Consider the following 23,541-nt stretch of genomic DNA (forward strand, 5'->3'; position numbering starts at 1 on the left):
CTCGTGTCGTTGGGGGTCACACCGTTCTGATTCCGGCTCGAGCCGGATGGGGAATTCAGTTGGCGCCGGCGGCGGCCTGGTAGTCGACCGGCGGCGGGGTGCGCCCGGGCTCAGGCTCGCCCTCGCTCGGCAGGAATCGCCCGACCAGCGTCTGGTAGAGGCCGGCACCGATGATCCCACCGATGACGGGCGCGACGATCGGCACCCAGAAGTAGAGGTCTCCCCACTGGTCCCGCCAGGCTGTGCCGTACCCGGTCAGGAAGGAGGCAAGACGGGGGCCGAAGTCACGGGCGGGGTTGATCGCGTATCCGGCGTTGGTGCCCCAGGCCATGCCGATCGCGACGACGATGAGGCCGACGATGAAGGGGGCGAGGTTGGCGAGCGGGGCGGAGTTGCGGGTGTCGGTGACCGCGAGGATCAGGAACAGGAGGATCGCGGTGCCGATGATCTGGTCGCGGAAGCCGCCCCACATGTGAACGGGCAGCGTGCCGTTGCCCGGCAGGGTCGAGAAGACCCCCTGCGTCTTGATGGTGTGCCCGGGGTCGACCTTGGCCAGGACCTCGCTGTAGTTCCAGCGCACGACCAGGGCCGCGATGAACGCGCCCAGCGTCTGCGCCAGCGTGTACGGCAGGACCTTGCGCCAGGAGAAGCCCTTGAACACGGCCAGGGCCACGGTGACGGCGGGGTTGAGGTGGGCGCCGCTGATACGGGAGGCCGTGTAGACGCCGAGGACGACCGCCAGTCCCCAGGCCCATGCGATGCTGTCGTGGTCGCCGATGCCTCCGCCGACGACCTGGGCGACGACGCCTGTCCCGAACAGGATCAGGATCAGCGTGCCCGCGAATTCGGCCGCCAGTTCACCCAGCAGCCCTCGGTTTGCGAACCGTTCCGCCATGTCTCCTCCTAAGACCATGCCCGCGTTGGTCAAGGGCGCGGGCGGGCGGTGGTGGTCCCCTACAGGGGGATGCACGGGACGTTAAGCTTCGTTGTGAGACAGGTCAACGAATGACTGTCGACAATGTCGAACACTGGTCAGGCCCACTGGTCCGTATTAGGCTCGTCGCGTGACGCGGGCCACTTCATTTCCGTCTATAACGCCCCGGCCGGTCGTTCATCGAAGGAAACCCGGTGAGGTAAAACCTCACGCCATGATCCCGCGTCGGCACTGTCGAACACTTGTTGTCGGAGATGCGATCCGCCCCATGCCTGGTCCAGTTCAGTCCATCGAGCGAGCCGCCGCCATCCTGCGCCTGCTCGCCCAGGGGTCGGGACGGCTCGGCCTCAGTGAGATCGCCAACTCGCTGGGCCTCGCCCGGGGCACCGCACACGGCATCCTGCGGACCCTCCAGCTCGTCGGATTCGTCGAGCAGGACGAGGCGACCGGCAAATACCAGCTCGGTGCCGCGTTGCTGCACCTCGGCACCAGCTACCTCGACGTCAACGAGCTGCGATCCCGGGCGATCAACTGGGCCGACGCACTCGCGGCCCGCAGTGGCGAGGCCGTGCGGATCGGAACGCATCTGCAGGGCAAGCTGCTGGTGGTCCACCACGTCTTCCGGCCCGACGACACCCTCCAGACGCTGGACGTCGGCATGCTGCTGCCCATGCACGCGACGGCCATGGGCAAGGTGCTGCTCGCCTACGACGCCAACGCCGCCGCGGCCGTGCCCGACGGCGACCTCGAGCAGTTCAGCCGCCGCACGATCCGTACGACCAGGGAGCTCACGCGCGCCCTGTCCGGCATCCGCGAGGTCGGCTGGGCCGCCGACGTCGAGGAGACCACCGTGGGAGAGGCGAGCGTGGCCGCCCCGATCCGCGGATACGGCGGCCTGGTCGTCGGCGCCATGGGGATCTCCGGGCCCGTCGAGCGGATCTGCGATCCGCACAACCGTCCTCGGCTCGATCTCGTGACCTTCGTGCGCGACGCCGCGCGGGCCGTGTCGCGCGATCTAGGAGCCCCTCGCTGGTGATCTCGCTCGGAGAACCCGGTGAAATCCGCTGCCCGCCTGACACAGAGGTAGGACACCGTGGCTGAGCGTTATGTGATGTCCATCGACCAAGGAACGACCTCGACCCGCTGCATCCTCTTCGACCACGGCGGCCGCCTGGTGTCGGTGACGCAGCGCGAGCACAAACAGCACTTCCCGCGGCCGGGCTGGGTGGAGCACGACGCCACCGAGATCTGGCGCAACCTGGAGCAGATCGGTCCGAAGGCGCTCGCGCAGGCCAGGGTCGGCCCCGGCCAGGTGGCCGCCGTCGGCATCGCCAACCAGCGGGAGACGACGGTGTTATGGGACCGACACACCGGGATCCCCGTCACCCGGGCCGTCGTCTGGCAGGACACCCGCACCGACATGCTGGTGGAGGAACTGGCCCGCCGCCCCGACGCGTACATCGTCGAGGAACTCTGCGGCCTCCACGTCGCCACCTACTTCTCGGCCCCGACCATCCGCTGGCTGCTCGACCACACCCCCGGCCTGCGAGAGCGCGCCGAACGGGGCGACGTTTTGTTCGGCACCATGGAGAGCTGGCTCATCTGGAAGCTCACCGGCGGCCCCGACGGGGGTGTGCACGTCACCGACGTGACCAACGCGAGCCGCACGCTCCTGATGAACATCAACACCCTGAGCTGGGACGACACGTTGCTGGACTTCTTCGGCGTGCCCCGCGCCATGTTGCCGGAGATCCGCCCCTCGATCCAGACGTACGGCGTCGCCACACGCGTCGTGCCCGGCGTGCGCATCGCGGCCGCCCTCGGCGACCAGCAGGCCGCGCTGTTCGGGCAGACCTGCTTCGCCGTCGGCGAGGCCAAATGCACGTACGGCACCGGCAGCTTCCTCCTGCTCAACACCGGAACCGAACCGGTCAGGTCCACCCACGGCCTGCTCACCACCGTCGGATACCAGATCGACGACCAGCCGGCCGTCTACGCCCTGGAAGGCTCGATCGCGATCACCGGCGCGCTCGTACAGTGGATCCGCGACGGTCTCGGGCTGATCGGCACCGCCCCGGAGATCGAGACGCTGGCCCGCTCCGTCGACGACAACGGCGGCTGCTACATCGTGCCCGCCTTCTCCGGGCTGTTCGCCCCGCACTGGCGCAGCGAGGCGCGCGGCATCATCGTCGGCCTGACCTCCTACATCACCAAGGGCCATCTGGCCCGTGCCGTGCTGGAGGCCACCGGCTGGCAGACCCGCGAGGTCGTCGACGCGATGAACGCCGACTCCGGCCTGGACCTGAGGAAGCTCAAGGTCGACGGCGGCATGACGGCCAACAACCTGCTCATGCAGTTCATCGCCGACGTGCTGAACGTGCCCGTGGTGCGCCCCATGGTCGCCGAGACCGTCTCGCTCGGCGCCGCCTACGCCGCCGGTCTCGCCGTCGGCTACTGGCCCGACCTGGAGGGGCTGCGCCGCAACTGGCACCGCGCCGCCCAGTGGCTCCCCGCGATGGATCCCCGGCTCCGGGCGGAGGAATACGACAACTGGCAGAGGGCCGTCGAGCGCACCTTCGACTGGATCAAGCCGTCGCACGAGGAATGACCATGCATCTTCCTGAACGCCCGCTCGGCCGTACGAACCTGGCGGTGACCCCGCTCGGGCTCGGCCTCGCCGCGGTCGGCCGCCCCGCCTACATCAACCTGGGCAGGGACGAGGATCTCGGCGACGACCGCGGCATCGAGGCGATGCGGGCGCGCAGCTGGGACGTGCTCGACGCCGCCTGGGAGGCCGGCGTGCGCTACTTCGACGCCGCCCGCTCCTACGGCAGGGCCGAGGAGTTCCTGGCCGGCTGGCTGCGCGACCGGGAGGTCTCCCCCGGCGCGGCCACGATCGGCTCGAAATGGGGATACGAATACGTCGGCGGCTGGCGGATGGACGCGGAGCGGCATGAGGTCAAGGACCTGTCGGCCGAACGGCTGCGCCGCCAGCTCGGCGAGACGCGTGCGTTGCTCGGCGACCACCTGTCGCTATACCAGATCCACTCCGCGACCGTGGAGAGCGGGGTGCTGGACGACGACGACGTGCTCGGCGAGTTGCGGGCGCTGCGCGCGGACGGCGTGGCCGTCGGGTTGTCGACCACCGGGCCACGGCAGGCCGCCACGATCGACAAGGCGGTCGCCACCGGCGTCTTCGACACGGTGCAGTCGACCTGGAACCTCCTGGAGCGCTCGGCGGGCCCCGCCCTGGCGCGGGCACACGACGCCGGTCTCGGGGTGATCGTCAAGGAGGGCGTCGCGAACGGCCTGCTGGCGAGCAGGGCCGCGCCCGAGCCGCTCGCGGCCGCCGCGCGCGAGCGGGGCGTCGGCCCGGACGCGCTCGCGCTGGCCGCCGCGCTCGCCCGGCCGTGGGTCACCGTCGTGCTGAGCGGCGCCGCCACCACGGGTCAGCTGCGCGACAACCTGGAGGCGGCGGCCGTCACCTGGGACGACGCACTGGAAGACGAGCTGGCCGGCCTGGCCGAGGATCCCGAGCCTTATTGGTCACGCCGCAGCTCGCTGGCGTGGGGCTGAGCAGGTCCTGCGCCTGAAGTGTCCGAGCCGGGCGGCAGGGCGATGCCGTTGAGCACCGTCTGCGTCAGGTCGTCGATGACGTCGTCCGGGATCGGTTCGAAGCTCGCCGGGGCACCGGTGAGCAGGCGCGGCAGCACGAGCTGGTGACACGCCCCGACGATCAGCGTGGCGGCGGCCTCCACGCCGGCGTCCGGCGCCAGCCGGCCGAGCCGCCGCTCCGCCCGCAGGTACTCCGCCAGCTCGTCGAGCAGGCCGCGCCCGCCTGCCATGGGGTTCGGCAGGCCGGCGAACCTGGCGAGCACCGTGGGCTGATGGAGCAGGCCCGCGAAGGCAGGCAGGATCGCCAGATGCAGCGCGACGCCGTAGGCGATGTAGGCCCGCAGGTTCGCGTCGAGGTCGCCCTCCCCGGCCCGCCGGGGCGGCTCGGCCAGCGAGCGCTCGACGCTTCGCACGTGCGCGTGCAGCGCGAGCGCCAGCAGTTCTTCCTTGTCGGCGAAGTGGTTGTAGAGCACGCCGTCGGCCACCCGCGCCTCGCGGGCGATCGCGCGCACCGTCAGCCCGGCGGTGCCGTGCTCGGCGATGAGGCGTTCTGCGGTGGCGATCAGATGCTCGCGCAGGGTCCGATCGCCACCGTCGGCCTGCAGAACCGCCGCTTTTCTCGGAGACATCACGTCACATGCTAGTGAGACGCCCGCCGTCGCCCGGCCGGCCGCCTTCGGCGGTCAGGGGCGGATGGCGGTGATCAACCAGGCGGTGCCGCGCAACCGCACGGCGTCCGGTTGCTCGAAGGGGCGCAGCGCCTCGGTCAGCGTGTGGCGGGCCCGTGCGGCGGCGTCCGGTTCCACCTGCCGCATGATGTGCTGAACCGGCCCCCAGGCACCGAGGAAGGCGGCGGCGTCCTCGGCGTCCCGGCCCCAGACCTGAGGCGCGTCGACAGGGCTCGTGCCGACGTCGGTGAAACCCGCGCCGGTGAGCACCTGGCGGACGCGATCCGGGTCGGACATCGAGTCGGGGCCTGGGGCTACGGGTTCGCGGGCTACGGGTTCGCGGGCGCCGGATTCGCGGGCGCCGCCCACCAGGCCGGGCAGGTCTCGGCGCACCGCGGCGAAGACGGGTTCGAGCTCGCTGCCGTCGCCTGCCCGCAGGCTGAGAAGGGCCACACGTCCGCCCGGACGCAGTGCGCGAGCGATGTTGGCGAACGCCGCGACCGGATCGGAGAAGAACATGATTCCGAACCGGCTGACCGCCACGTCGAAGCCGGCTGCGGGCAACGGGTGGACCTGGGCGTCCCCCTCGATGAAGGTCGCGTTGGCGACGCCTTCCGCGGCCGCGAGCTCGCGGGCCCGGCGCAACATCGGCGCCGACAGGTCGAGCCCGGTGGCGTGCCCGCGGCCTGCCTGCCGCGCGGCCAGGCGCGTCACCTGGCCGTTTCCGCACCCGATGTCGAGGACGCGGTCGCCGTCGCCCACGGCGGCGGCGCTGAGGAGGTGGTCGTTGAATCCGCTGTTGACCGCGTCATAGCGGTCGTGGTTGCCGGCCCAGTGGTTGCCCTCGTACCCGTTCCAGGCCTCGGCCTGCTCGACGTTGACGATGCCCCGCATGACACCTCTCCAGGTTATGAACGAGTGTTCATGAACGTACGTTCATAACACTACACAGCGGAACGCCACCACGTCGATGACACGGGACAAAATCGATCACTGGCGCCCCGTCGCTTGGTTTTGGGCGGGACGGCCTACGGCCAGGACCCCTCGTTGCCACCGCCCGCGCCGCCGTCCCCACGCCCGGACCACTCCTCGCCGGACGACCACGACTCCGCGTGCTGGTGCCCTCGCAGGTCAGGAAGGATGTAGGTCTGACTGCCCGGCACCGAGCCGTCCGCCGGAGGCCACACGATCACGACGTCACGCGGCGCCGGCCGCTGAAACGCCATGGCTCCCGGGGGGAGGGCCAAGGGATCGTCGATCCAGGAGAGTTGCGCGAGCGCACCCTGCGGGGGCGCGGGCACGAGCGCCGTGGGGGCCGGGTCGGCGGTCATGGCCGCCCCCGCGGCAAGCATGACACCGGTGACGATGGCTGTGCAGATGAACATGTGCTCCCCCGAGACATACGAAATCAACTAGATCAACGCTAAGCACCACAGAACAGGTGATCTATGACCAGACGATCAATGTCCGGTCAAACATTCAGGGCAGCTCTCCCGATCAGGCAGAGACGATGAAATACAACATCAACTAGAGCCCCCGCAGGGAGTAGGATGCGCGGAAATGAAGTGCCAGCGGTGCCGTCCTGACAGGCGGAGCCGGATCGGAGGTAGCGCGTGCACACAGGTTCGCCCCGCCTCGGCCAGCCGTCGGTTCATCACAACGGCCACGAGGCCGCCGCGCCCGCCTCCGGATGGACCGTCGCGCGCTTCGGCGACCGCGCGCACGCCGTACGGCAGAAGGTCGTGGCGTCGCTCATCGAGGCCGTCGCCAACGCCCAGGACGCCCAGCGGTGGTCGCGCAGCGACAAACGATTCCCCTACGGCCAGGCCCTGATGACCAGAAGGTACGAGGCCATCGTCGAGGAGTTCCGCGACGAACCCGGTGTTCAGATCGTCAAGCCGCACCGGTCGCCGCATCAGCTGGTGGTGCTCGACGGCAACCTGCTGCTGCCCTTCCGCTACGCGGAGGACGACACCACGTCGATCCTGGAATCGCGGATCAGCGACGGCCGCATCTCCGTGCTCGTCCGCGAATTGTTCGAAAGGTTCGGCCCCGCCTCCTCCTACCGCCAGGAAGAGCTCGACCTGTCCCTCGGCGAGCCCGGCGCCGCCGAGCCCGCCGCGGACGCTCACCGGCTGGTGCTCGACCACCTGCCCGACGACACCCGCCTGGTCCCGATCGCCTACGCGGGCAACGCCCACGCGGGGCTGCTGCGCCTGTATTGGGGAGAGGCCGAACTCGTCGACGACTACGGCAGGCTCCGCTGGCTGCACCACGAGCAGATCCCGCTCACCGGCGCGCAGCCCCTGGCGGAAGGCGGCGCCGTCCACGCCGAGGCTCCCTTCGGCCAGGGCGTGCTCCCCGGACTCGGCATCAGCGCACGACCGGCGATCGAGCGGGCGAACGCGGCACTGTTCCCCGTCCAGAGCGAGACCGCGCCACAGGAAGACCAGGTCAGCGCAAGCGATGCCTAACCAGAACGACCCGAGTCCGCAGGCCGTCGCCGACGCCTTCGACTCCAGCAGGCTCACCCAGGCCAGGCACCTGGCCGGCATGACGAAGAAGGACCTGGCAGAACGCATCCGGGTCACCCCCGCGGCGGTCGGCCAGTACGAGACGGGCATGACCCGGCCGCGCCCGCCGCTCATCCCCCATCTGGCCGGCGTGCTCGGCGTGCCGCCCGCGTTCTTCCTCACCGGCCGCCCGCACGGCAAGCTCGACGGGTCGATGGCGCATTTCCGCAGCCTGCGCTCCACCCGCGCACACCAGCGGGCCAAGGCCGTGGCGTTCGTCGAGCAGGTGTGGGAGCTCACCCACGCCCTGGAGAAGCGGGTACGGCTCCCGCACGTCGACCTGCCGGGCTTCTCCGGTGGGGAGGTGCATTCGGGGGTGGACCTGCCGCGCGACCCCGCCCAGGCCGCCCGCGCGCTGCGCCGGCTCTGGGGGCTGGGCACCGGGCCGCTGTCGCACATCGTGCGGCACATGGAGGCGCACGGCATCGTCGTCGTGTTCCCCCCGCCCTACGAGGACGCCGCGACGGTGGACGCCTTCTCCACCTCGCAGTTGCCCCGGCCGATCGTGGTTCTCACGGCCAACCGGTTCGACGACATCCACCGCTACCGCTTCACCGCGGCACACGAGCTGGGGCACCTCGTCCTCCACGGGGACATCGCCTCCGGGGACACGCAGCAGGAGCGTGAGGCGGACGCCTTCGCCGCCGAGCTGCTGACGCCACGCGACAGCATCCTTCCCGAGCTGCCCCGAAGGCTCGACCTGCGGCGGCTGTCGCAGCTCAGGAACACCTGGGGGGTCTCGGTCGACTCGCTGCTGTACCGGTGCCGCGAGGTCGGCCTGCTGTCAGACTCGGCGGCCGGCCGCGCCTACCAGCGGCTCAGGGAGCTGCGCGACCAGCCCGGCTTCGCCGCCGAGCCGATCAGCGGCTACCCCGGGGAGCAGCCGACGCTCGTGCGCCAGGCCTTCGACCTCGCGGTCGCGGAAACGGGCCTCACCATGGCGGAACTGGCGGCGCAGCTCGCCTGGCAGGTCGGCCGGGTGCGCGAGCTGCTCGGCCTACCCGACCAGCGGCCCGCCCTGCGCATCGTTCCCTGACCACACCCCCGTTCGGCCGTATGCCCGGCCGAGCCGTCAGATCTTGAGTACGCGCGTTCGGCTAGTGCTTGGTGCGCGGCTTCTTATTCAGCCGCAGCCGCCCCTCGAGCACCGGCACCAGGGCCTCCGCGTAGGCGTCGGCGATGTGGCTTTCGTCGCGATAGACGATGACGTTGCCGACCACCAGTGGACAAGCGCCAGACTCCGAGCAGAACCAGCGAACGGGATCCACCACGTCGACCCGCGTCCCGCGGGCGGCGGCGGCGATCGCCTTGCTCTTCATCGGGTCCTGGATGGCTTCCGGAAGCCGGCCCGCGCATCGGCCCAACTGCAACGGGTAGGAGCTTGCGCAGTCCACGGCGTCGCCCCTCGGCCACGGTGTGTCGAGGATGACGGACACTCTGGTGGTGGAGGCCGTAAGCGAATCCAGCGTTCTCCGAAAACCCGACGTCCAATCGTCGAGGGGATTCGCCATCGGACGGGCGGGGCTTCCCGCATCCGACGACGACGCGATCACCATGGCCGGCCGCAACTTCTGGATCTTGGCCAGGGCGTTCTCACGCCAGCGGTCGCAGGCGGTGTACGGCTTGCCGTCCTTGGTGATCGTGACGTCTGCGATCTTGCAAGAGGCCTTGGTGATCGTGACCAGCTTCCACCGGTGCTTCACGGCGATCCGATCGAGCGCGGGGAACCACTGCGCGGCGTGGGAATCACCGAACAACACGACGACCGTTTTCGACGTGGGGTCCCCGAACTCACACGAAACGGCTCGGGTCTCAGCGGCGCCGACATGGCAGTTCTGCTGGTAGATCTTCGATCGGACCGACGGGACGTCCTGAAGCCCGGGCGTGAGGTTGCTCGGGAGACGCGTGTCCGCCGAGGCGAGCAATTCGACCAGCCGATGCTCCGGCTGGGGAGACTTGGCCAGCGCATTCGCCAGATCCACCGCAGGCGTACCGGAGTCGATCGCGGGCGGCCGTGCCGCCGCCGCGAGCGCAATGCAGGTGGAGACGAGGGAAAGGGCCAGTCCGAGCGCGAGCCCTCGCAGGGGACGACCGCGGAAGAAGCTGTGGAACCGGACCGGGTTCTCGATCGTACGCAGAGTCATCCACGCAACGACGAGGGCCACTGCGCTCAACGCCAGGTGGAGTGACGTCGTCGCGGGTCGGCCGATCGCCTTCGGAACAATGTTCAGGATCGGCCAGTGCCACAGATACCAGCCGTACGAGATTCCACCCAACCAGGTCATGGGGCGGCGCGCGAGCAGCAGCCGGGCATCGTACCTGGCCGGCGCGCACCCGCCGGCGATCACCAGCGCCGTGCCCAGAACCGGAAGCAATGCGTGGTAGCCGGGGAAGGCGGTGTTCTCGTCGAAGGAGACCACCGCCAGCCCGATGGCGCAGAGTCCCGCCCATGTCATGGCCGACGCGACCGCCGACGGCAGATCTTTGAGCCGGGCAGCTCCCAGCGCGACCAGCGCGCCGATTCCCAACTCCCACATCCGGGTGTGCGGCCCGAAATAGGCCCACGGCGCGGAGGTTCCCGTCACCACGACACTGAGAGCCAGCGAGCATCCGGACAGCACGGCCAAAGGAAGCCAGACCAGCCTCCGCGACGAGAGCGCCTTCCAACTCAGGAGGAGTACGAGCGGCCAGACGAGATAGAACTGCTCTTCCACGGCCAGCGACCAGAAGTGCTGGAACGGTGAGGGGGGAGCGGTCTGCGCAAGATAGTCGGTACCGGCTGCGGCCAGTCGGAAGTTCACCGCGTAGAGGAAGCTCGCGATGGCGTCGCCGGCGTACTCCGTGAACCTGATCTTGGAAAGGAAGAACCACGCGCCGATGAGCGTCGCCACTCCCACCAGGGACGAGGCCGGAAGAAGCCGCAACGCACGTCGCGCGTAGAAGCCCCGGACGGAGATCGTGCCCGTGCTGACCATCTCGCGTCGCATCACAGAGGTGATCAAGAAGCCGGAGATGACGAAGAAGACGTCAACACCGACGTAGCCGCCTGCGGCCAAGGTGACTCCGCTGTGGCACAGGACTACTGAGGTGACGGCGATCGCACGGAGGCCCTCGATGTCGAGACGCGATCGATGAGACGCCCCTGGCGTGCGACCGGCCGGCCCAGCCGCCATCGCCTTCGTTTCCAGCATGTGCGGCCCGCTCTCCCGAGATCCTGATTTCGCGCAAACAACTCGGCTCGGCGGGCATCACGACGATCGCCTTTGAGCTTTCGCGGCAGGATTCATGAGCAGGAGAAATGCGAGGAAATCGATCCGGTCCTTGCCGCCCGTGAGCCACGAAAGCACCGGAGACGAGCACACCGTCATGACCTTATGCCGGGCAAAAACACCCTCCATAGGCCTCTACCCGGAGCTTTCCGAACGGAAAAGATCTTGGTATAGATGACGACGGTTGTCAATGCAGTCGTGTCGCAGCGATGTAGCACGACCGGCCATGAATTCGACGGCCGATGCGCCGAGCCGCGAATTTCGCCGGCCAGGATGACGGGAACGGCCGGGCTCACCAATCCCGGACGGCGATCAGCTGTTCCACATCCGCCTCCGCGAATCCATACGCCAAGGCCACGAATTGGAAATCCTCGGCTATCACTTCTCGGGCGACGGTCTCGATCTCACTGCCGGCCGCCTCGAAATCCGCCTCCAGGGCGTTGAACTCCTCCGTCGCGGACTGCGTGAGCGCATACAGCGCCGCCAGATCCGACGGCCGCTCGGCCTCGATCCGCTCGCACAACCACAGCAGGATCGCCGCCCCCTTGTCGACGACGTTATCGGGGAAGTATCCGTCCGCGTACATGCCCGCGAGGAACGTGTGGCCGGCTGTCTGCTGGTTGGTGAGCGCCACCGCGATCTCCCGTTTCTCGATGTGAAACCGGTGTCCGATCCTGCACGGCGGCACCGACAAACCCGCGTGGGCCTTTCCCGTCGAGGCGCCAGGAACGACCATCGATGGAGACCAGCCGAGCGGAAGGGGCCACGCATGAACGTCATGAAGCTGATCTCACGGATCCCCGACGACGTGACGGTGCGGCGGGTCTTCGGCGAACCGATCACAGTGGACGACGTCACGATCATCCCGGTCGTCCGGATCGCGGGAGGTGGGGGTGGTGGACAAGGCACCGCGCACCCCGCAGAGGAGACCGGCGACGCCGGCAAGGGCGGCAGTGAAGGGTCCGGCGGAGGCTTCGGGCTGTCCGCCACCCCGGTGGGTGCATTCGTGGTCAAGGGAGGCGACGTCCGATGGGAGCCGGCGCTGGACGTCAACCGCCTCGTCATCGGGGGGCAGGCGATCGCGATCGTCGCGTTGCTCACCCTGAGGGCGATCATGCGCGCTCGCGCCAAACGTCAGCCGGGGGCCCGCCGCTGACGGAACCCCGGCCGGGGCCTCCCCAGCCATGGAGGAGGCCCCGCCATGGACTCACAGATGGGCGGCGATCTCCTCGCGCAGTCGTTCATAGGTGGGGGCGAGCCGGCGGAGCGACGCCGCGGCCGCGGCATTGTCACCCGACACGAAGGAGTGCTGCAGCCCGCCCACCAACTCCGCCTGCTCCCACGCGATCGCGGCCGCGGCGGGCAGGCCGATCGTGCCAAGCCAGGCCGACGCGTCGGACAACCTGCGCGCTCCCACGCGGATCGCGAACCACACCAGGTGGTCGACCTGCCAGCGAGCCAGGCCGGCCTCGGTCACGTCGGCCAGCCGTTCCGCCGCCGCGGCCCCGCCCAAGGACGCCCCTGCCTCACTCAAGGAAGCCTGTCCGTCGTCCTGTGGCCCGCCGAGCCATCGGGCGGCGGCAGGCAGCGAGCCGCGCACGGCGGTGACCGGGTCCACGTCCCCGGCCCGGGTGAAGTTCCACCGCATGACGTACGGCTCGGCCGGATAGGTCGGTGACTGCCAGTTCCAGGCCGCCAGGAAGTCGTGGGCGGGCAGCGTGGCGAACGGATGCCCGTGGGGGTCGTGGAACCGTACGACACCGTCGGAGACGCCGTTGACCACGACCCAGTGGTCGGCGTCCATGGCCTTTCCCGAGCCGGGCTGGTGGAGGAGCAGGCCCATCTCGACGGGGCCGACGACGACCGGGCCCGTCACGGAGGCGGCTTCCAGACGGGCGAGCGCCTCGGCGGCGGTGCCTCCGGCGGCCTTCTCACAGGTCCAGCCGAGCAGGCCGAGTGCGACGTCGATCCCGATGTGCGGGTCCCAGCCGAGCGGGTCGAAGAACGGCGTGACTCCTCCGCCCCCTGAAGGGAGCGGCTTCTCGCTACGCCGCTTCCGCAGCGTCACGAAGGGCAAGCCCTGCCCTGAGAATGTTGACAGCCGCGTTCACATCCGCATGTGCCTCGTGCCCGCACGCCTGGCATCGGAACTCGGCTTGGGTAAGGCGGTTCTCCTTCGCGACGTGCCCGCAACGCGAGCAGGTTCGGGAGGTGTTGGCAGGGTTCACTGCGATCAGCTCTCGACCGGCGCTTTCAGCCTTGTGCGCGAGGACCGTCAGGAACACCCCCCAACCCGCGTCCAAGATGCTTCGGTTGAGCCCAGACTTCTGCGCGACGTTCCGCCCGTATGCTTCGAGGGTGCCGGACGCGCTGCGCGTCATGTTCGCGATTCGCAGGTCCTCGTGCACGATCACGTCATACGCGGCGACCAGCGTGAGGGCGGCCTTGTGCGCACCGTCCAGGCGCTGACGCCGCACCTTGCTGTGCAGGGCGGCCACCCGGGCCACAGCCTTACGCCTCCGCTTCGACCCGCGTTTCTTGCGGGCCAGCGCCTGCTGAGCCACCGCAAGACGCCCAGCCGAGCCAGCGAGGTGACGCGGGTTGGCCAAGTGCTCACCGTCGCTGGTTGTGACCAGCGAGGCCACACCCATGTCCAGGCCGATGACCGCACCCGTCTCAGGAAGCGGCCGGGCGGGAACCTCGTCGCAGGACAAGATCACATACCAGCGGGTGCCTTCCCGCTTTACGCTGATCGTCTTCACCCGGCCCAGCACCGGCCGATGCCGGTGAACCCGGACGTGCCCGATCCCCTGCAACCGCATATACGTCGCGGTCGGATGCTCGGGCTGGGAGTCCCACCGGCAGCCATCGCCGTCCTTCGGCCACTCCACCGTGTCGAACCAGCCGCGACCCTTGAAACGAGGGAACCCCGGGGTACGGCCAGCCTTCACTCGGGCGAAGAACGCCGCGAACGCCTTGTCCAGGCGGCGCAAGGTGGCCTGCTGGGAGGAGAACGACCACCGGCCCTGTCCGTCTGGGTCGTCGGAGCGGATGTGCTTCAACTCCCCCGACTGGTCGCCGTACCGGACACTCACGCCCGCCTTGCGGTAAGCCGTGCGACGGTGCTCCAACGCCGCGTTGTACAGCTCCCGGTGATCCTCCAGGCACGCGGCCAGCGCGATCTGCTGGCGGCGAGTCGGGCGCAGCAGGAACTTGTAAGACCTACGCACGCCCGCTCCCCTTGGACGGCCGCTCGTCCTGCGTGTCGAGGTAACGCCGCACTGTTTCGGCGGACACCGCGCCAACCATGGCCACGAAGTACGACCGCGACCACAACGTGGGGAGCTGGAAACGCAGGTGGCCGAACTCGCCGCGCAGGTGGTGGGAGGTGAAACCCTTGAACTGGTTGGCCATGTACGACGGTGAGTTGTTCGGGTGCGGCTTGACGAACACGTGCACGTGGTCGGGCATCACCTCAAGCGCCACGATCTCCCCGCCACTCGTCCGCCTTGGCGCGAATCAACTTCGAACGAATCATCTAGCGGAATGCTTTGAACGCCACCCCGGCGGCGGTCGCGATCATCGTGGAGAAGATGACCAGCACCATGATCGAGCCGAGCGGGTTCTCCCGCCGCCGTACGGGTGCGGCCATCGGTGCACGCAGCGGGAGATCGGCGGTCAGCGTCGGGGGTTTCGGCCGGCGTGACGAAGGCGCCGGCGACGGGGATGGAGACGGGGCCCGTACGGCAGGTGCCGGCGGCACGAGCCGCACCGGTTGCGGCCGGGTGGGGGCGGGGCGGGGCTTGGCCCGCCGGGTGGGAGCGGGCTTGGGAGTGGGAGCAGGCGGCGGATCGGGCGACGGGCTGACCTCAGGCGAGGCGCACGGGTAGGTGCCGAGGCCGACCCCCGCCTTGAGCCCCACCAGCGTGTCGAGGTCGACGCAGACCGCGACCCCGATGCCCGGATCGTCGCCGGTCAGGCCCGCCCGCGCCTCGGCCCCGACGACCACCAGGGGACTCCGCGACGACGCGCCCGAGGACGGATCGGGCGGGTCGGCCGCGGCAGGCATGGCGATTCCCGCGGCCACGAGCGTGATGCCGACGACGGCACCGCTCGCGACCACGAGCATGCGGGGGAACATCATGCGTCACCGGCTCTCGGGGATTCGCTGGAACTCGAGGAGGGCGCTGGCGAAGGCGTCGGGCGTGACCGCCAGCCCACCCGTGAAGACGCGGGAGATGTCCCACGCCATGTAGACGCCGACGCCGAGGAGCACGGCCATCGTCAGGAGCGGCACGAGCGCGAAGCCGCGCGGCTTGGCCCCCGCGAGGAACGGGAAGATCACCACGATGATGCCGGTCACGACGGTCAGCACCATGACGGCGGCAGGAGGCGCGGCTTTGGCGTCCGCGGCCCGTTGCCTGCGGGCGGCCGACAGATCCGACAGCCGTTCCAGCGCCGTGCCCTTGGCCGTCCTGGCGTCCTCGTCGGCCACGTTCACCGCGGAGAGTTGGGTGCGCAGGGAGTCGAGGCGCCAGGAGCCCTCGGGGCTTAGCCGGCCGGACGCCATGAGCGGCCATTCGCGGTCGACCACGAACCCCACGTATTCACGCAACCCCGCCTGCACCTCGGAGCCGGCCGGGGCGGGAAGCGCGGCGGCCGACCAGTAGGCCTCCACCGCCGCCTGGCTCTCGGCGTAGGTGTTCTGCCGCGCCGAGTCGACCGTCGTCCACGGCACGACGATCGCGATCGCGAAGACCAGCAGGAAGAGTGAGGACACCATCGAGCCCGCATGCCCGGAGGACGTCTCGTCTCCGTCGCTCTTTCCGCGGGTCAGCTTCCGGAAGAGGAAGGCGGCCAGGGCCACCAGGCCGATCGCCGACGCCACGGCGAGAGCGCAGATCAGCATTGACCACCCCGTAGACGAGTCGCGCCATAGGCGCCTCAGCTTTTGCGATCACTGTGCGTTACATGACTACCACATGACGTGACTCCGCGGCGAGCCCTTGCCGGAAAGTGCAAACGCGCAGTTCGAGGCGGTTTGAGGCGTTGTTGACGAGTTGACGGCTAACCTCGATCGAAAGAGACCAGCGGCTGTACGCCACGGGGGCGCCCGGCGGCCGCCCGCGTGACCTGCACGAACTCTGCCTGAACGGCGAGCGGAGGCACGGCGATGCGGCTCACGAGACGGGAATTCGCGCGCGTCGCGGCGGTGACGGGAATCGGCGTGGCCTGGGGAGCCAGGCGGCGCGGAGGCATGCGCAAGTTCACCGATCCCCTGCCGATCCCGCCGGTCGCCGTCCCGGACACCTCGTCTCATCCGGGCATCGACTACTACGAGCTGACCATGCGGCAGAGCACGTGGCGTTTCCACCGCGACCTCGGCGTGGCGCAGGCGTGGGGCTACTGGGCGGCCGACCCCGGCGATCCGGCCCGCCCGCTCGGCCTCGGTTGCCTCGGGCCGACGCTGGTGGCGCGCAGGAACCGGCCCGTCATCGTCAGGTATCGCAACGGGCTGCCCACCAGCCACCTGTTCAGCGACCGCATCGACTCCACCTTGTGGCGGAACCTGCCCGACGTGCCTGCGGACCCGCCCGGCGGGCGGCACATGGACATGCCGGCGGACGTCACCGTGTGGAACGTCGTCCACCTGCACGGCGGGTGGAACCCGACACAGTCCGACGGCAACCCGGCGGCCTGGTTCACCCCGCGCGGCGCGCACGGCCCGATGTATGGCTCGCTGCCCGGGGCCGCCCCCGACGAGGCGATCTACGCCTACGGCAACGCGCAGCGGGCGGCCATGTTGTGGTACCACGACCACGCGATGGAGCTCACGCGGCTCAACAACTACGCGGGCCTGTCCGGCCTGTACATCATCCGCGACGTCGTCGAGGACGCGCTCGGGCTGCCGCGGGGGCGTTTCGAGGTGCCGCTGATCATCCAGGACCGCACGTTCGAGCGGGACGGCTCGCTCTTCTATCCCGGCAAGGGGGTGACCCCCTACCACCCGATCTGGATGCCGGAGTTCTTCGGCGAGGTCCCCGTGGTGAACGGCAAGGCGTACCCGTTCCTCGCGGTGGAGCCCCGGCGCTACCGGCTCCGCGTGCTCAACGCGTCGAACGCGCGCTTCTACCACCTGTGGCTGGCCCGCGACGAGACCCGGCTGCCCTTCTGGCTCATCGGCTCGTCCGGCGCCCTGCGCGACTTCCCCCTGCGCGTCGACCGGATGCTGCTGGCGCCGTCGGAGCGGGCCGACATCATCGTCGACTTCGGGCGCCTGCCGATGGGAGCGGCCGTGACGCTCATGAACGACGCGGCAGTGCCGTACCCGGGAGGAGGGGGCGGCCAGCCCATCCCCGAGATCATGCGCTTCCACGTGTCCGACCCGCTGACCGGCAGGGACAAGTCGACACCGCCGGAGAAGCTGGCTCTGCCCCCGCTGAAGCCGATCCAGCCAGGCCCGGCGGCGCCGCGCCGCGAGTTCGTCCTCACCGAGCGGCTCGACAGGCGCGGCCAGCCGGTGCACATGACGATCAACGAGCGTTACTTCTTCGAACCGGTCGACGACTTCGTCACGTCGGGCACGACGGAGATCTGGGAGTACGTCAACACGACGGAGGACGCCCATCCCATGCACGTCCACCTCGTGCAGTTCCTGATCCACAACCGGCAGCGGTTCAATGCGCGTGACTACGCGAAGGACTTCGCCCGCTGGACGAGGTCGGGCCGCCTCTCAGGGGACAAGCCCGATCTGTCCCGCTATCTCGTGGGGGCGCCGATCCCGCCCGAGCCCGACCAGCAGGGCTGGCGGGACACCTTCATCGCCTATCCGGGGATGGTCAACAGGATCGTCGCCACGTTCGACCCCGCGCCGGAGGTTCCCCAGGTCGGCGGGACCTCGACCGTCTTCCCCGCCGGATACATCCACCACTGCCACATCCTCGAGCACGAGGACAACGACATGATGCGGCCCTGGCATCTCGTGAGGTAGCGCCGAAACGTCACCCATCTCACTACTTATCACTACGCATGGTGAGGAAATCCTGACGAATCCGAACATTGACCGGTCGGTCAATCAAGAACATGGTCGAGGCAAAGGGTCATCTCTCCCATGTTCGGAGGCACGGATGGATCTCACGAGATCGTTGTCCGACATCGTCGCCCTGCTCGCCGGCCTGGTAGCGGTCCTCGCGCCGTTCTTCTGGGTCGACGCCGCCGCAGCGACCACGCCACTGCTCATCCTCGGAACGCTCCTGGTGGTCTCGGCCCTGTGGGCCGTCCTCGGCGCGGGGGGCGCGAGCTCCTGGGTCGTCGCCGCCTTCGGGGCACTGCTGTTCGTCTCGCCCTGGGCGTTCGGCTTCGACGGCGACTCGGCCGCGGCGTGGACGGCGTGGATCGCCGGCGCCGTCACCGTCGTCATCGGCCTGCTGACCACGCTCCAGGCACGCAGCGCGGCTCCCGCGCGCACCTGACCGGAGCCGCCCGGCCGGCGCCCTTCCGGCCCCGCGACTCGTGAACCGCCGACCACGGCCTCGCCGCCTCACGCGGCGGGGCCGTACGCGTCACAGGAGGGGGACGCCGATCTGCGAGAGCATCTCAAGCTGGTCGTAATAGGCGCGCAGGCTGGAGATCCGCCCGTCGTCCATGGTGCGGAAATCGCAGCCCCGTACGGCGACGCGCCGCCCGCTCGGCTTTGCGATCTGCCCGTTGGGCAGCAGGAACGGGCCCGTGTGCGTGCTGGTGAGCGTCCACTCCATCACCACGAGGTCGTCCATCCGCGACCTGCCGTGCGGAGTGATCCGGATGTCGGGGAAACCCTCGAAATACAGCGCGAAATAGGAGGCGATCTCCTCGCGGCCCTCGGCGATCCCGCCGGGGCATACGTAAGTGGCGCGTGGCGCGAAGTGGTCGGCCACGGCCTCGGGGTCGTGCGCGTTGAGCGCGCCGACCAGGCCGTCGGCGAACTCTTCGTCATCACTCGTCATGAGGGCTCCTCGATCGATGGTGTCCGGGTTGCGGGCTGAGGTGTTCCGGGGCCGGAGGGCCGCTTGTTCGTCTCCGTCAGCGGAAGCCGCAGCACGAACCGCGCACCCCGAGGCGAGTCCTCGATCTCCAGGGTCCCGTTGTGGGCGAGGGCGATGTCCCGGGAGATGGCCAGACCGAGCCCGGTGCCTCCCGGCTCCTTGTGCCGGCCCTCGTCCAGGCGCACGAACCGCTCGAAGACCCGCTCGCGGTCCTCGGGCGCGACGCCGTCGCCGTCGTCGCTCACCGTGACGACGGCGAGGTCCGCCGTCCGCGCCGCGGTGATCTCCACCGAGCGGCGGGCGTGCCGCCGGGCGTTCGCGAGGAGGTTGTCGACGACCCTGATCAACTGAATGCGGTTGCCCAGGACGTACACGTCGCGGCAGGCGAGCACGTGCACCGGCACGGCACCCCCCAGGGCCGCCCCCTCCTCGCGTACCAGCGCACCGATGTCGATCAGCTCGTGCGCGGCCGGGTCGCCGTCGCGTAGGCGGGCCAGCACCAGCAGGTCATCGACGATCGTCTCCAGCCGGTGAGTGACCGACAGGGCGTCCCGGATCGTCTCGCGGGGATCGACGTCTTCGGGATAGAGCATCGCCTCCTCCAGCCGGGTGCGCAGACCGGTGAGCGGCGTCCTGAGCTCGTGCGAGGTGGTGGAGGCGAACCGGCGCTGCTGGTTCACCGCCTCCTCCAGCCGGGCCAGCGTCCTGTTGGCGGTGCGCGCGAGCAGTGTGTATTCGCTATGGCCGGGCGGTTCCTGCACCCGCAGACTGAGGTCGCTCCCGGTGATCTCGGCCATGGTCGCGCGGATCGCCTCCACCCGGCTCAGACTGCGCCCGGCCACCGACCAGTTCGCCCACGCGAAGAGGGCGGCGGCCAGCACGACCCCGGCGGCGGTGACGACCTCGAGGCGGTGCGTGGCGAGGATGGGCGGCTCGGGCCTGCCCGCGTAGACGAAGTGCGGCTCCCCGTGCCAGATCTCGCGGGTCTCCAACGGGCCCACCCGGATGGCGGCGAGCATGAGGCACGAGCCCCGCGCCGGGCACTCCTTGCGGTCCTGCATGCGGTCGTCGAGCGGAGGCCGCAGGCCGCTCAGGGCCGGTCGTCCGGCCGCGGCGGTGCTGGCCGTCACGACCCGGCCGCGTGAGTCGACGAGCTGGATGAGGTAGACACCGGACTTCGCAACCGGAGGCGGCACCTTGCCGGGCTCCAGGGAGCCGAGCCAGTTGGCGGCGACCCGCTGCGTCTCGCGGAACACCTGGGCCTGGACCCGGTCGAGTACCAGGAAGTCGATGCTCGCCCCGACCGCCGCGAGGAAGAGCAGGGCCAGCCCTCCGAGACAGAGCGTGGTGCGCACACGAAGCGACCCTGGAAGAAACGACCTCCGTGTCAACGCACCGTATTCCCCTCGCAAAAAGCCCGCTGCAACCCTTCTCCGAAGGTAACGGTCATAAAGTAATGAAAGACCCATATAGCCATAAAGTCGGCAAGTCGGCGTACGGCAGGCCGCGCTTTCCGCGGTTCGCCATGCCGTTTCGATCGGCGGCTGCTATCACGATTTAGCCTGATATGTCGCCCCTTGACATCGAAGGCACGCCCGGTCACGCTGTTGCGCATAGTGCTGCACGTTCCGCCAGACGAAACTGGGGTTGTCCGCATGATCCCTGCGTGCCCCCTCGCGGCCCTTCCCCGGGGCGAGGCGTTCCGGCTCGACACCGTCGAGCCGCCGATCGCGATCTTCCACACCGACGACGGCGAGCTCTACGCCATCGACGACACCTGCACCCACCAGGACGCCTCCCTCGCCGACGGCTGGCTGGAGGGATGTGAGGTGGAGTGCCCGCTGCACGCCTCCCGCTTCGACCTGCGGACCGGCAAGGTGGACGCGCTCCCGGCCAAGCTTCCGGTCAGGACCCACGGCGTCGTGGTGGAGGACGACACGATCTACGTGGTGCCCTCCGACCTGCCGCCCAACCTGCCTCCTGGCGCCCGCGCGAAGACGGCGTGAGCATGCGCTCGATCGCCGTCGTCGGGGCGTCCCTGGCGGGGCTCCACGCCGCCAGGGCACTACGCGACCAGGGGTTCGGCGGCACGCTGACGATCATCGGGGCGGAGCCTCACCGGCCCTACGACCGCCCTCCCCTGTCGAAGGAGTTCCTCGCCGGCCGGATCGGCCAGGACGACCTCGCCCTCGAGCCCGAAGGGGAGGACCTCGACGCCGAATGGCTGCTCGGGGTGCCCGCGACCGGCCTCGACACCGGCCGGGACGGGCACCGGGACAAGCACAGCGTCCTGCTCGCGGACGGAACGCGGGTCTCCGCCGACGGGGTCGTCATCGCGACCGGGGCCGCGGCCGCCACGCTGCCAGGAAACGCGGCCTCCGGCGGGACGGCCGGGGTCCACACGCTGCGCTCGGTCGACGACGCCCTGGCCCTGCGCGCCGAACTCCTGCCGGGTCGCCGCCTCGTCGTCATCGGCGCCGGGTTCATCGGGGCCGAGGTCGCCTCGACGGCCCGTGAGCTGGGCCTGGACGTGACGATCGTCGAGACGGCCCCCGCGCCCTTCGCGCGCGCTCTCGGCCCGGAGATGGGCGCCGTCCTCGGCTCCATGCACGAGGACCGCGGCGTGCGCGTCCTGTGCGGCTCCGCCGTACAGGCGCTCATCGGGACGGGCCCGGACGGTGGCCGGGTGGACGGCGTGCTGCTCGGTGACGGGCGGCGCCTGCCCGCGGACGTGGTGCTCGTCGGCATCGGCGCCCGCCCCGCGGTCGGCTGGCTGGAGGGCAGCGGCGTCGCGCTCGGCGAAGGGCCGGCCCGCGACGGGGTGCCGGCAGACGGCGTCCTCTGCGACGCGGGAGGCGCCACCAATGTGCCCGGCGTCGTCGCGGTCGGCGACTGCGCCGCATGGTTCGACCCGTCCCTAGGACGCCACCACCGCGTCGAGCACTGGACCGGGGCCGTGCAGCGTCCCACGGCCGCCGCGGCGACGCTGCTGTCCGGCGGGACCGCGGCCACGCCCCCGCCCGCCCCGCCGTACCTGTGGTCCGACCAGTACGGCATGCGCATCCAGTTCGCGGGACACACCCGCCCGGGTGACACGGTCACCGTCGAGCAGGGGGACGTGGCCGAGCGCAGCTTCCTCGCCGTCTACCGGCGGGAGGACCGGCCCGTGGCGGTGCTCGGGGTGGACCAGGTCCGCCAGTTCACCCGGTGGCGCCGCACGTTGAGCACCGTCAGCACCGGTTGAGGGATAGGGAGTGCAAGTGAACCAGCCATCGGCCACCACGTCTGCCGGAACGCGGCCCGCGAAGGAGGCGGCGTGACCACGAGCAGCCTTCCCCAGAGCCTGATCGCCACCCTGCCGGGCGGCTATTACACCGACGAGAGCGTCTTCGCCCTGGAGCAGACCCGCGTCTTCGAGTCCATGTGGACGTGCGTCGTGCGGTCCGCCGACCTCGCCAAGCCGGGCGCGTTCAAGACCGTGCAGGTGGGCCGGGAGAGCGTGCTCGTGACCCGGGCGCGCGACAACTCCATCCGGGCGTTCCTCAACGTGTGCCGCCACCGCGGCGCGCGAATCAAGACCGAGGAGTGCGGCGAGGTCAAGCGGGCCTTCCAGTGCCCCTACCACGCCTGGACCTACGACCTCGAGGGCAAGCTGATCGCCGCGCCCAACCTCACCAAGATGCCGGACATCGACCGGGTCGAGTACGGCCTGATCAACGTGCACGTGCACGAGTGGCTCGGATACGTGTGGGTCAACCTGGCCGACGAGCCCGTTCCGTTCGAGGAGGAGGTGCAGGGCCAGGTCGTGGGCCGGCTCGGCGACCTCGACTCCATCCACAACTACGGCATCGAGGATCTCGGGCTGGCCCGCCGGACCGTCTACGACGTGAAGGCGAACTGGAAGCTCATCATCGAGAACTTCATGGAGTGCTACCACTGCGCGACGATCCACCCGGAGCTCGTCGACGTGCTGCCGGAGTTCGCCGAGGGCCTGGCCACCCAGCTGTATGTGGGCCACGGCGCGGAGTTCGGCGACGGCGTGGAGGGCTTCACCGTGGACGGCTCGGCCGGCGCCGAGCGCATCCCCGGCGTGAGCGAGGACCAGGACCGCCGCTACTACGGGCTGACCGTCAAGCCGCTGATGTTCGTCAACCTCGTGCCCGACCACGTCATCCTGCACCGGATCTTCCCGCTGGCCGCCGACCACACGGTGGTCGAGTGCGACTGGCTGTTCCGCAAGGACGTGGTCGACAGCGGCCGCGACCTGGAGTCGTCCATCGAGCTGTTCCACCGGGTCAACGTGCAGGACTTCGAGGCCTGCGAGCGGACCCAGCTCGGGATGGGCTCGCGCGCGTACGCCAAGGGCGGCGTGCTCGTGCCGAGCGAGCACCACATCGGCGGGTTCCACGAGTGGGTGCTCGACCGCCTCGGCACCTCCCTCGCGTAGCACCCCCGTGG

The 23,541-nt window shown here is 69.8% G+C and carries 24 protein-coding genes; 11 read left to right on the forward strand and 13 right to left on the reverse strand.

Features of this window, described 5'->3' with window-relative positions:
• Positions 1 to 55 precede the first annotated feature (55 nt).
• Positions 56 to 895: an MIP/aquaporin family protein gene (locus Pth03_RS26060; protein WP_203947025.1), complete on the reverse strand. Its 840-nt coding sequence runs from the start codon at positions 893 to 895 to the stop codon at positions 56 to 58.
• A gap of 307 nt (positions 896 to 1,202) precedes the next feature.
• Between Pth03_RS26060 and Pth03_RS26065 the strand changes: the two genes are divergently transcribed.
• From Pth03_RS26065 to Pth03_RS26075, 3 genes are read left to right on the forward strand one after another with little or no spacing between them, the layout of a single operon-like run.
• Complete coding sequence (locus Pth03_RS26065) at positions 1,203 to 1,970, forward strand: IclR family transcriptional regulator (RefSeq protein ID WP_203947026.1); 768 nt, start codon at positions 1,203 to 1,205, stop codon at positions 1,968 to 1,970.
• 57 nt (positions 1,971 to 2,027) lie between these two features.
• Positions 2,028 to 3,542 (forward strand): glycerol kinase GlpK, encoded by a 1,515-nt coding sequence (gene glpK, locus Pth03_RS26070; protein WP_203947027.1) that lies wholly within the window; start codon positions 2,028 to 2,030, stop codon positions 3,540 to 3,542.
• Between the two features lie 2 nt (positions 3,543 to 3,544).
• Complete coding sequence (locus tag Pth03_RS26075; RefSeq protein ID WP_239119368.1) at positions 3,545 to 4,510, forward strand: aldo/keto reductase; 966 nt, start codon at positions 3,545 to 3,547, stop codon at positions 4,508 to 4,510.
• Here the strand turns inward: Pth03_RS26075 and Pth03_RS26080 are convergent.
• From Pth03_RS26080 to Pth03_RS26090, 3 genes are all read right to left on the reverse strand, one after another.
• Positions 4,474 to 5,178, reverse strand: coding sequence for a TetR/AcrR family transcriptional regulator (locus tag Pth03_RS26080; protein WP_203947029.1), 705 nt, complete (start codon positions 5,176 to 5,178; stop codon positions 4,474 to 4,476). The two genes, Pth03_RS26075 and Pth03_RS26080, sit on opposite strands and share 37 nt — an antisense overlap.
• A 54-nt stretch (positions 5,179 to 5,232) precedes the next feature.
• Positions 5,233 to 6,111: a class I SAM-dependent methyltransferase gene (locus Pth03_RS26085; RefSeq protein ID WP_203947030.1), complete on the reverse strand. Its 879-nt coding sequence runs from the start codon at positions 6,109 to 6,111 to the stop codon at positions 5,233 to 5,235.
• Between the two features lie 134 nt (positions 6,112 to 6,245).
• Complete coding sequence (locus Pth03_RS26090; protein ID WP_203947031.1) at positions 6,246 to 6,629, reverse strand: hypothetical protein; 384 nt, start codon at positions 6,627 to 6,629, stop codon at positions 6,246 to 6,248.
• Positions 6,630 to 6,830: 201 nt separating this feature from the next.
• Between Pth03_RS26090 and Pth03_RS26095 the strand changes: the two genes are divergently transcribed.
• Both Pth03_RS26095 and Pth03_RS26100 read left to right on the forward strand, forming a co-directional pair.
• A complete protein-coding gene (locus Pth03_RS26095; protein WP_203947032.1) occupies positions 6,831 to 7,691 on the forward strand; it encodes a hypothetical protein in 861 nt (286 codons plus the stop codon).
• Positions 7,684 to 8,826, forward strand: coding sequence for a helix-turn-helix domain-containing protein (locus Pth03_RS26100; RefSeq protein ID WP_203947033.1), 1,143 nt, complete (start codon positions 7,684 to 7,686; stop codon positions 8,824 to 8,826). The genes Pth03_RS26095 and Pth03_RS26100 overlap by 8 nt, the downstream gene beginning before the upstream one ends.
• A 61-nt stretch (positions 8,827 to 8,887) precedes the next feature.
• Here the strand turns inward: Pth03_RS26100 and Pth03_RS26105 are convergent, their stop codons facing one another.
• The gene (locus tag Pth03_RS26105; protein WP_203947034.1) at positions 8,888 to 10,981 is read right to left on the reverse strand and encodes an acyltransferase family protein; all 2,094 of its coding nucleotides are present in this window, start codon (positions 10,979 to 10,981) and stop codon (positions 8,888 to 8,890) included.
• Between the two features lie 370 nt (positions 10,982 to 11,351).
• Entirely contained in the window at positions 11,352 to 11,693 is a 342-nt protein-coding gene (locus Pth03_RS26110; protein ID WP_239119369.1) for a DUF5713 family protein, read from the reverse strand.
• Between the two features lie 135 nt (positions 11,694 to 11,828).
• On the opposite strand from Pth03_RS26110, the gene Pth03_RS26115 reads away from it, so the two are divergent.
• Positions 11,829 to 12,215, forward strand: coding sequence for a spore germination protein GerW family protein (locus Pth03_RS26115; protein ID WP_203947035.1), 387 nt, complete (start codon positions 11,829 to 11,831; stop codon positions 12,213 to 12,215).
• Between the two features lie 51 nt (positions 12,216 to 12,266).
• Here Pth03_RS26115 and Pth03_RS26120 read toward each other — a convergent pair whose 3' ends face one another.
• The 5 genes from Pth03_RS26120 to Pth03_RS26140 are packed head-to-tail and all read right to left on the reverse strand — an operon-like array spanning position 12,267 to position 15,968.
• Positions 12,267 to 13,127, reverse strand: coding sequence for a YobF C-terminal domain-containing protein (locus Pth03_RS26120; RefSeq protein WP_203947036.1), 861 nt, complete (start codon positions 13,125 to 13,127; stop codon positions 12,267 to 12,269).
• Positions 13,105 to 14,289: an RNA-guided endonuclease InsQ/TnpB family protein gene (locus Pth03_RS26125; RefSeq protein WP_203947037.1), complete on the reverse strand. Its 1,185-nt coding sequence runs from the start codon at positions 14,287 to 14,289 to the stop codon at positions 13,105 to 13,107. Before Pth03_RS26125 ends, Pth03_RS26120 begins: the two co-directional genes overlap by 23 nt.
• The gene (tnpA, locus tag Pth03_RS26130; RefSeq protein WP_239119370.1) at positions 14,282 to 14,545 is read right to left on the reverse strand and encodes an IS200/IS605 family transposase; all 264 of its coding nucleotides are present in this window, start codon (positions 14,543 to 14,545) and stop codon (positions 14,282 to 14,284) included. The genes Pth03_RS26125 and tnpA overlap by 8 nt, the downstream gene beginning before the upstream one ends.
• Before the next feature lie 52 nt (positions 14,546 to 14,597).
• The gene (locus tag Pth03_RS42215; protein WP_275413206.1) at positions 14,598 to 15,188 is read right to left on the reverse strand and encodes a hypothetical protein; all 591 of its coding nucleotides are present in this window, start codon (positions 15,186 to 15,188) and stop codon (positions 14,598 to 14,600) included.
• 18 nt (positions 15,189 to 15,206) lie between these two features.
• Entirely contained in the window at positions 15,207 to 15,968 is a 762-nt protein-coding gene (locus Pth03_RS26140; protein WP_203947038.1) for a bestrophin-like domain, read from the reverse strand.
• A gap of 264 nt (positions 15,969 to 16,232) precedes the next feature.
• Here Pth03_RS26140 and Pth03_RS26145 point away from each other — a divergent pair, with 264 nt between their 5' ends.
• Both Pth03_RS26145 and Pth03_RS26150 read left to right on the forward strand, forming a co-directional pair.
• On the forward strand, positions 16,233 to 18,050 hold the full coding sequence (locus Pth03_RS26145) for a multicopper oxidase family protein (protein WP_203947039.1): 1,818 nt from the start codon (positions 16,233 to 16,235) through the stop codon (positions 18,048 to 18,050).
• 136 nt (positions 18,051 to 18,186) lie between these two features.
• Positions 18,187 to 18,531 carry an SPW repeat protein gene (locus tag Pth03_RS26150; RefSeq protein ID WP_203947040.1) on the forward strand — a complete coding sequence of 115 codons (345 nt, stop codon included), beginning with the start codon at positions 18,187 to 18,189 and terminating at the stop codon, positions 18,529 to 18,531.
• A gap of 90 nt (positions 18,532 to 18,621) precedes the next feature.
• On the opposite strand, the gene Pth03_RS26155 is transcribed toward Pth03_RS26150, so the two are convergent.
• Together Pth03_RS26155 and Pth03_RS26160 are read right to left on the reverse strand one after the other, a co-directional pair.
• Complete coding sequence (locus Pth03_RS26155; RefSeq protein ID WP_203947041.1) at positions 18,622 to 19,044, reverse strand: ester cyclase; 423 nt, start codon at positions 19,042 to 19,044, stop codon at positions 18,622 to 18,624.
• Positions 19,041 to 20,438 (reverse strand): sensor histidine kinase, encoded by a 1,398-nt coding sequence (locus Pth03_RS26160; protein ID WP_203947042.1) that lies wholly within the window; start codon positions 20,436 to 20,438, stop codon positions 19,041 to 19,043. The genes Pth03_RS26155 and Pth03_RS26160 overlap by 4 nt, the downstream gene beginning before the upstream one ends.
• A 300-nt stretch (positions 20,439 to 20,738) precedes the next feature.
• On the opposite strand from Pth03_RS26160, the gene Pth03_RS26165 reads away from it, so the two are divergent.
• The 3 genes from Pth03_RS26165 (at position 20,739) to Pth03_RS26175 (ending at position 23,530) form a co-directional block, all read left to right on the forward strand.
• Positions 20,739 to 21,089, forward strand: a complete 351-nt coding sequence (locus Pth03_RS26165) for a bifunctional 3-phenylpropionate/cinnamic acid dioxygenase ferredoxin subunit (protein ID WP_203947043.1) — start codon at positions 20,739 to 20,741, stop codon at positions 21,087 to 21,089.
• A 2-nt stretch (positions 21,090 to 21,091) separates the two neighbouring features.
• Positions 21,092 to 22,327: an NAD(P)/FAD-dependent oxidoreductase gene (locus Pth03_RS26170; RefSeq protein ID WP_203947044.1), complete on the forward strand. Its 1,236-nt coding sequence runs from the start codon at positions 21,092 to 21,094 to the stop codon at positions 22,325 to 22,327.
• A gap of 72 nt (positions 22,328 to 22,399) precedes the next feature.
• Entirely contained in the window at positions 22,400 to 23,530 is a 1,131-nt protein-coding gene (locus Pth03_RS26175) for an aromatic ring-hydroxylating oxygenase subunit alpha (protein ID WP_203947045.1), read from the forward strand.
• Positions 23,531 to 23,541: the final 11 nt, after the last annotated feature.

The organism is Planotetraspora thailandica (assembly GCF_016863335.1).
Classification (GTDB): Bacteria; Actinomycetota; Actinomycetes; order Streptosporangiales; family Streptosporangiaceae; genus Planotetraspora; species Planotetraspora thailandica.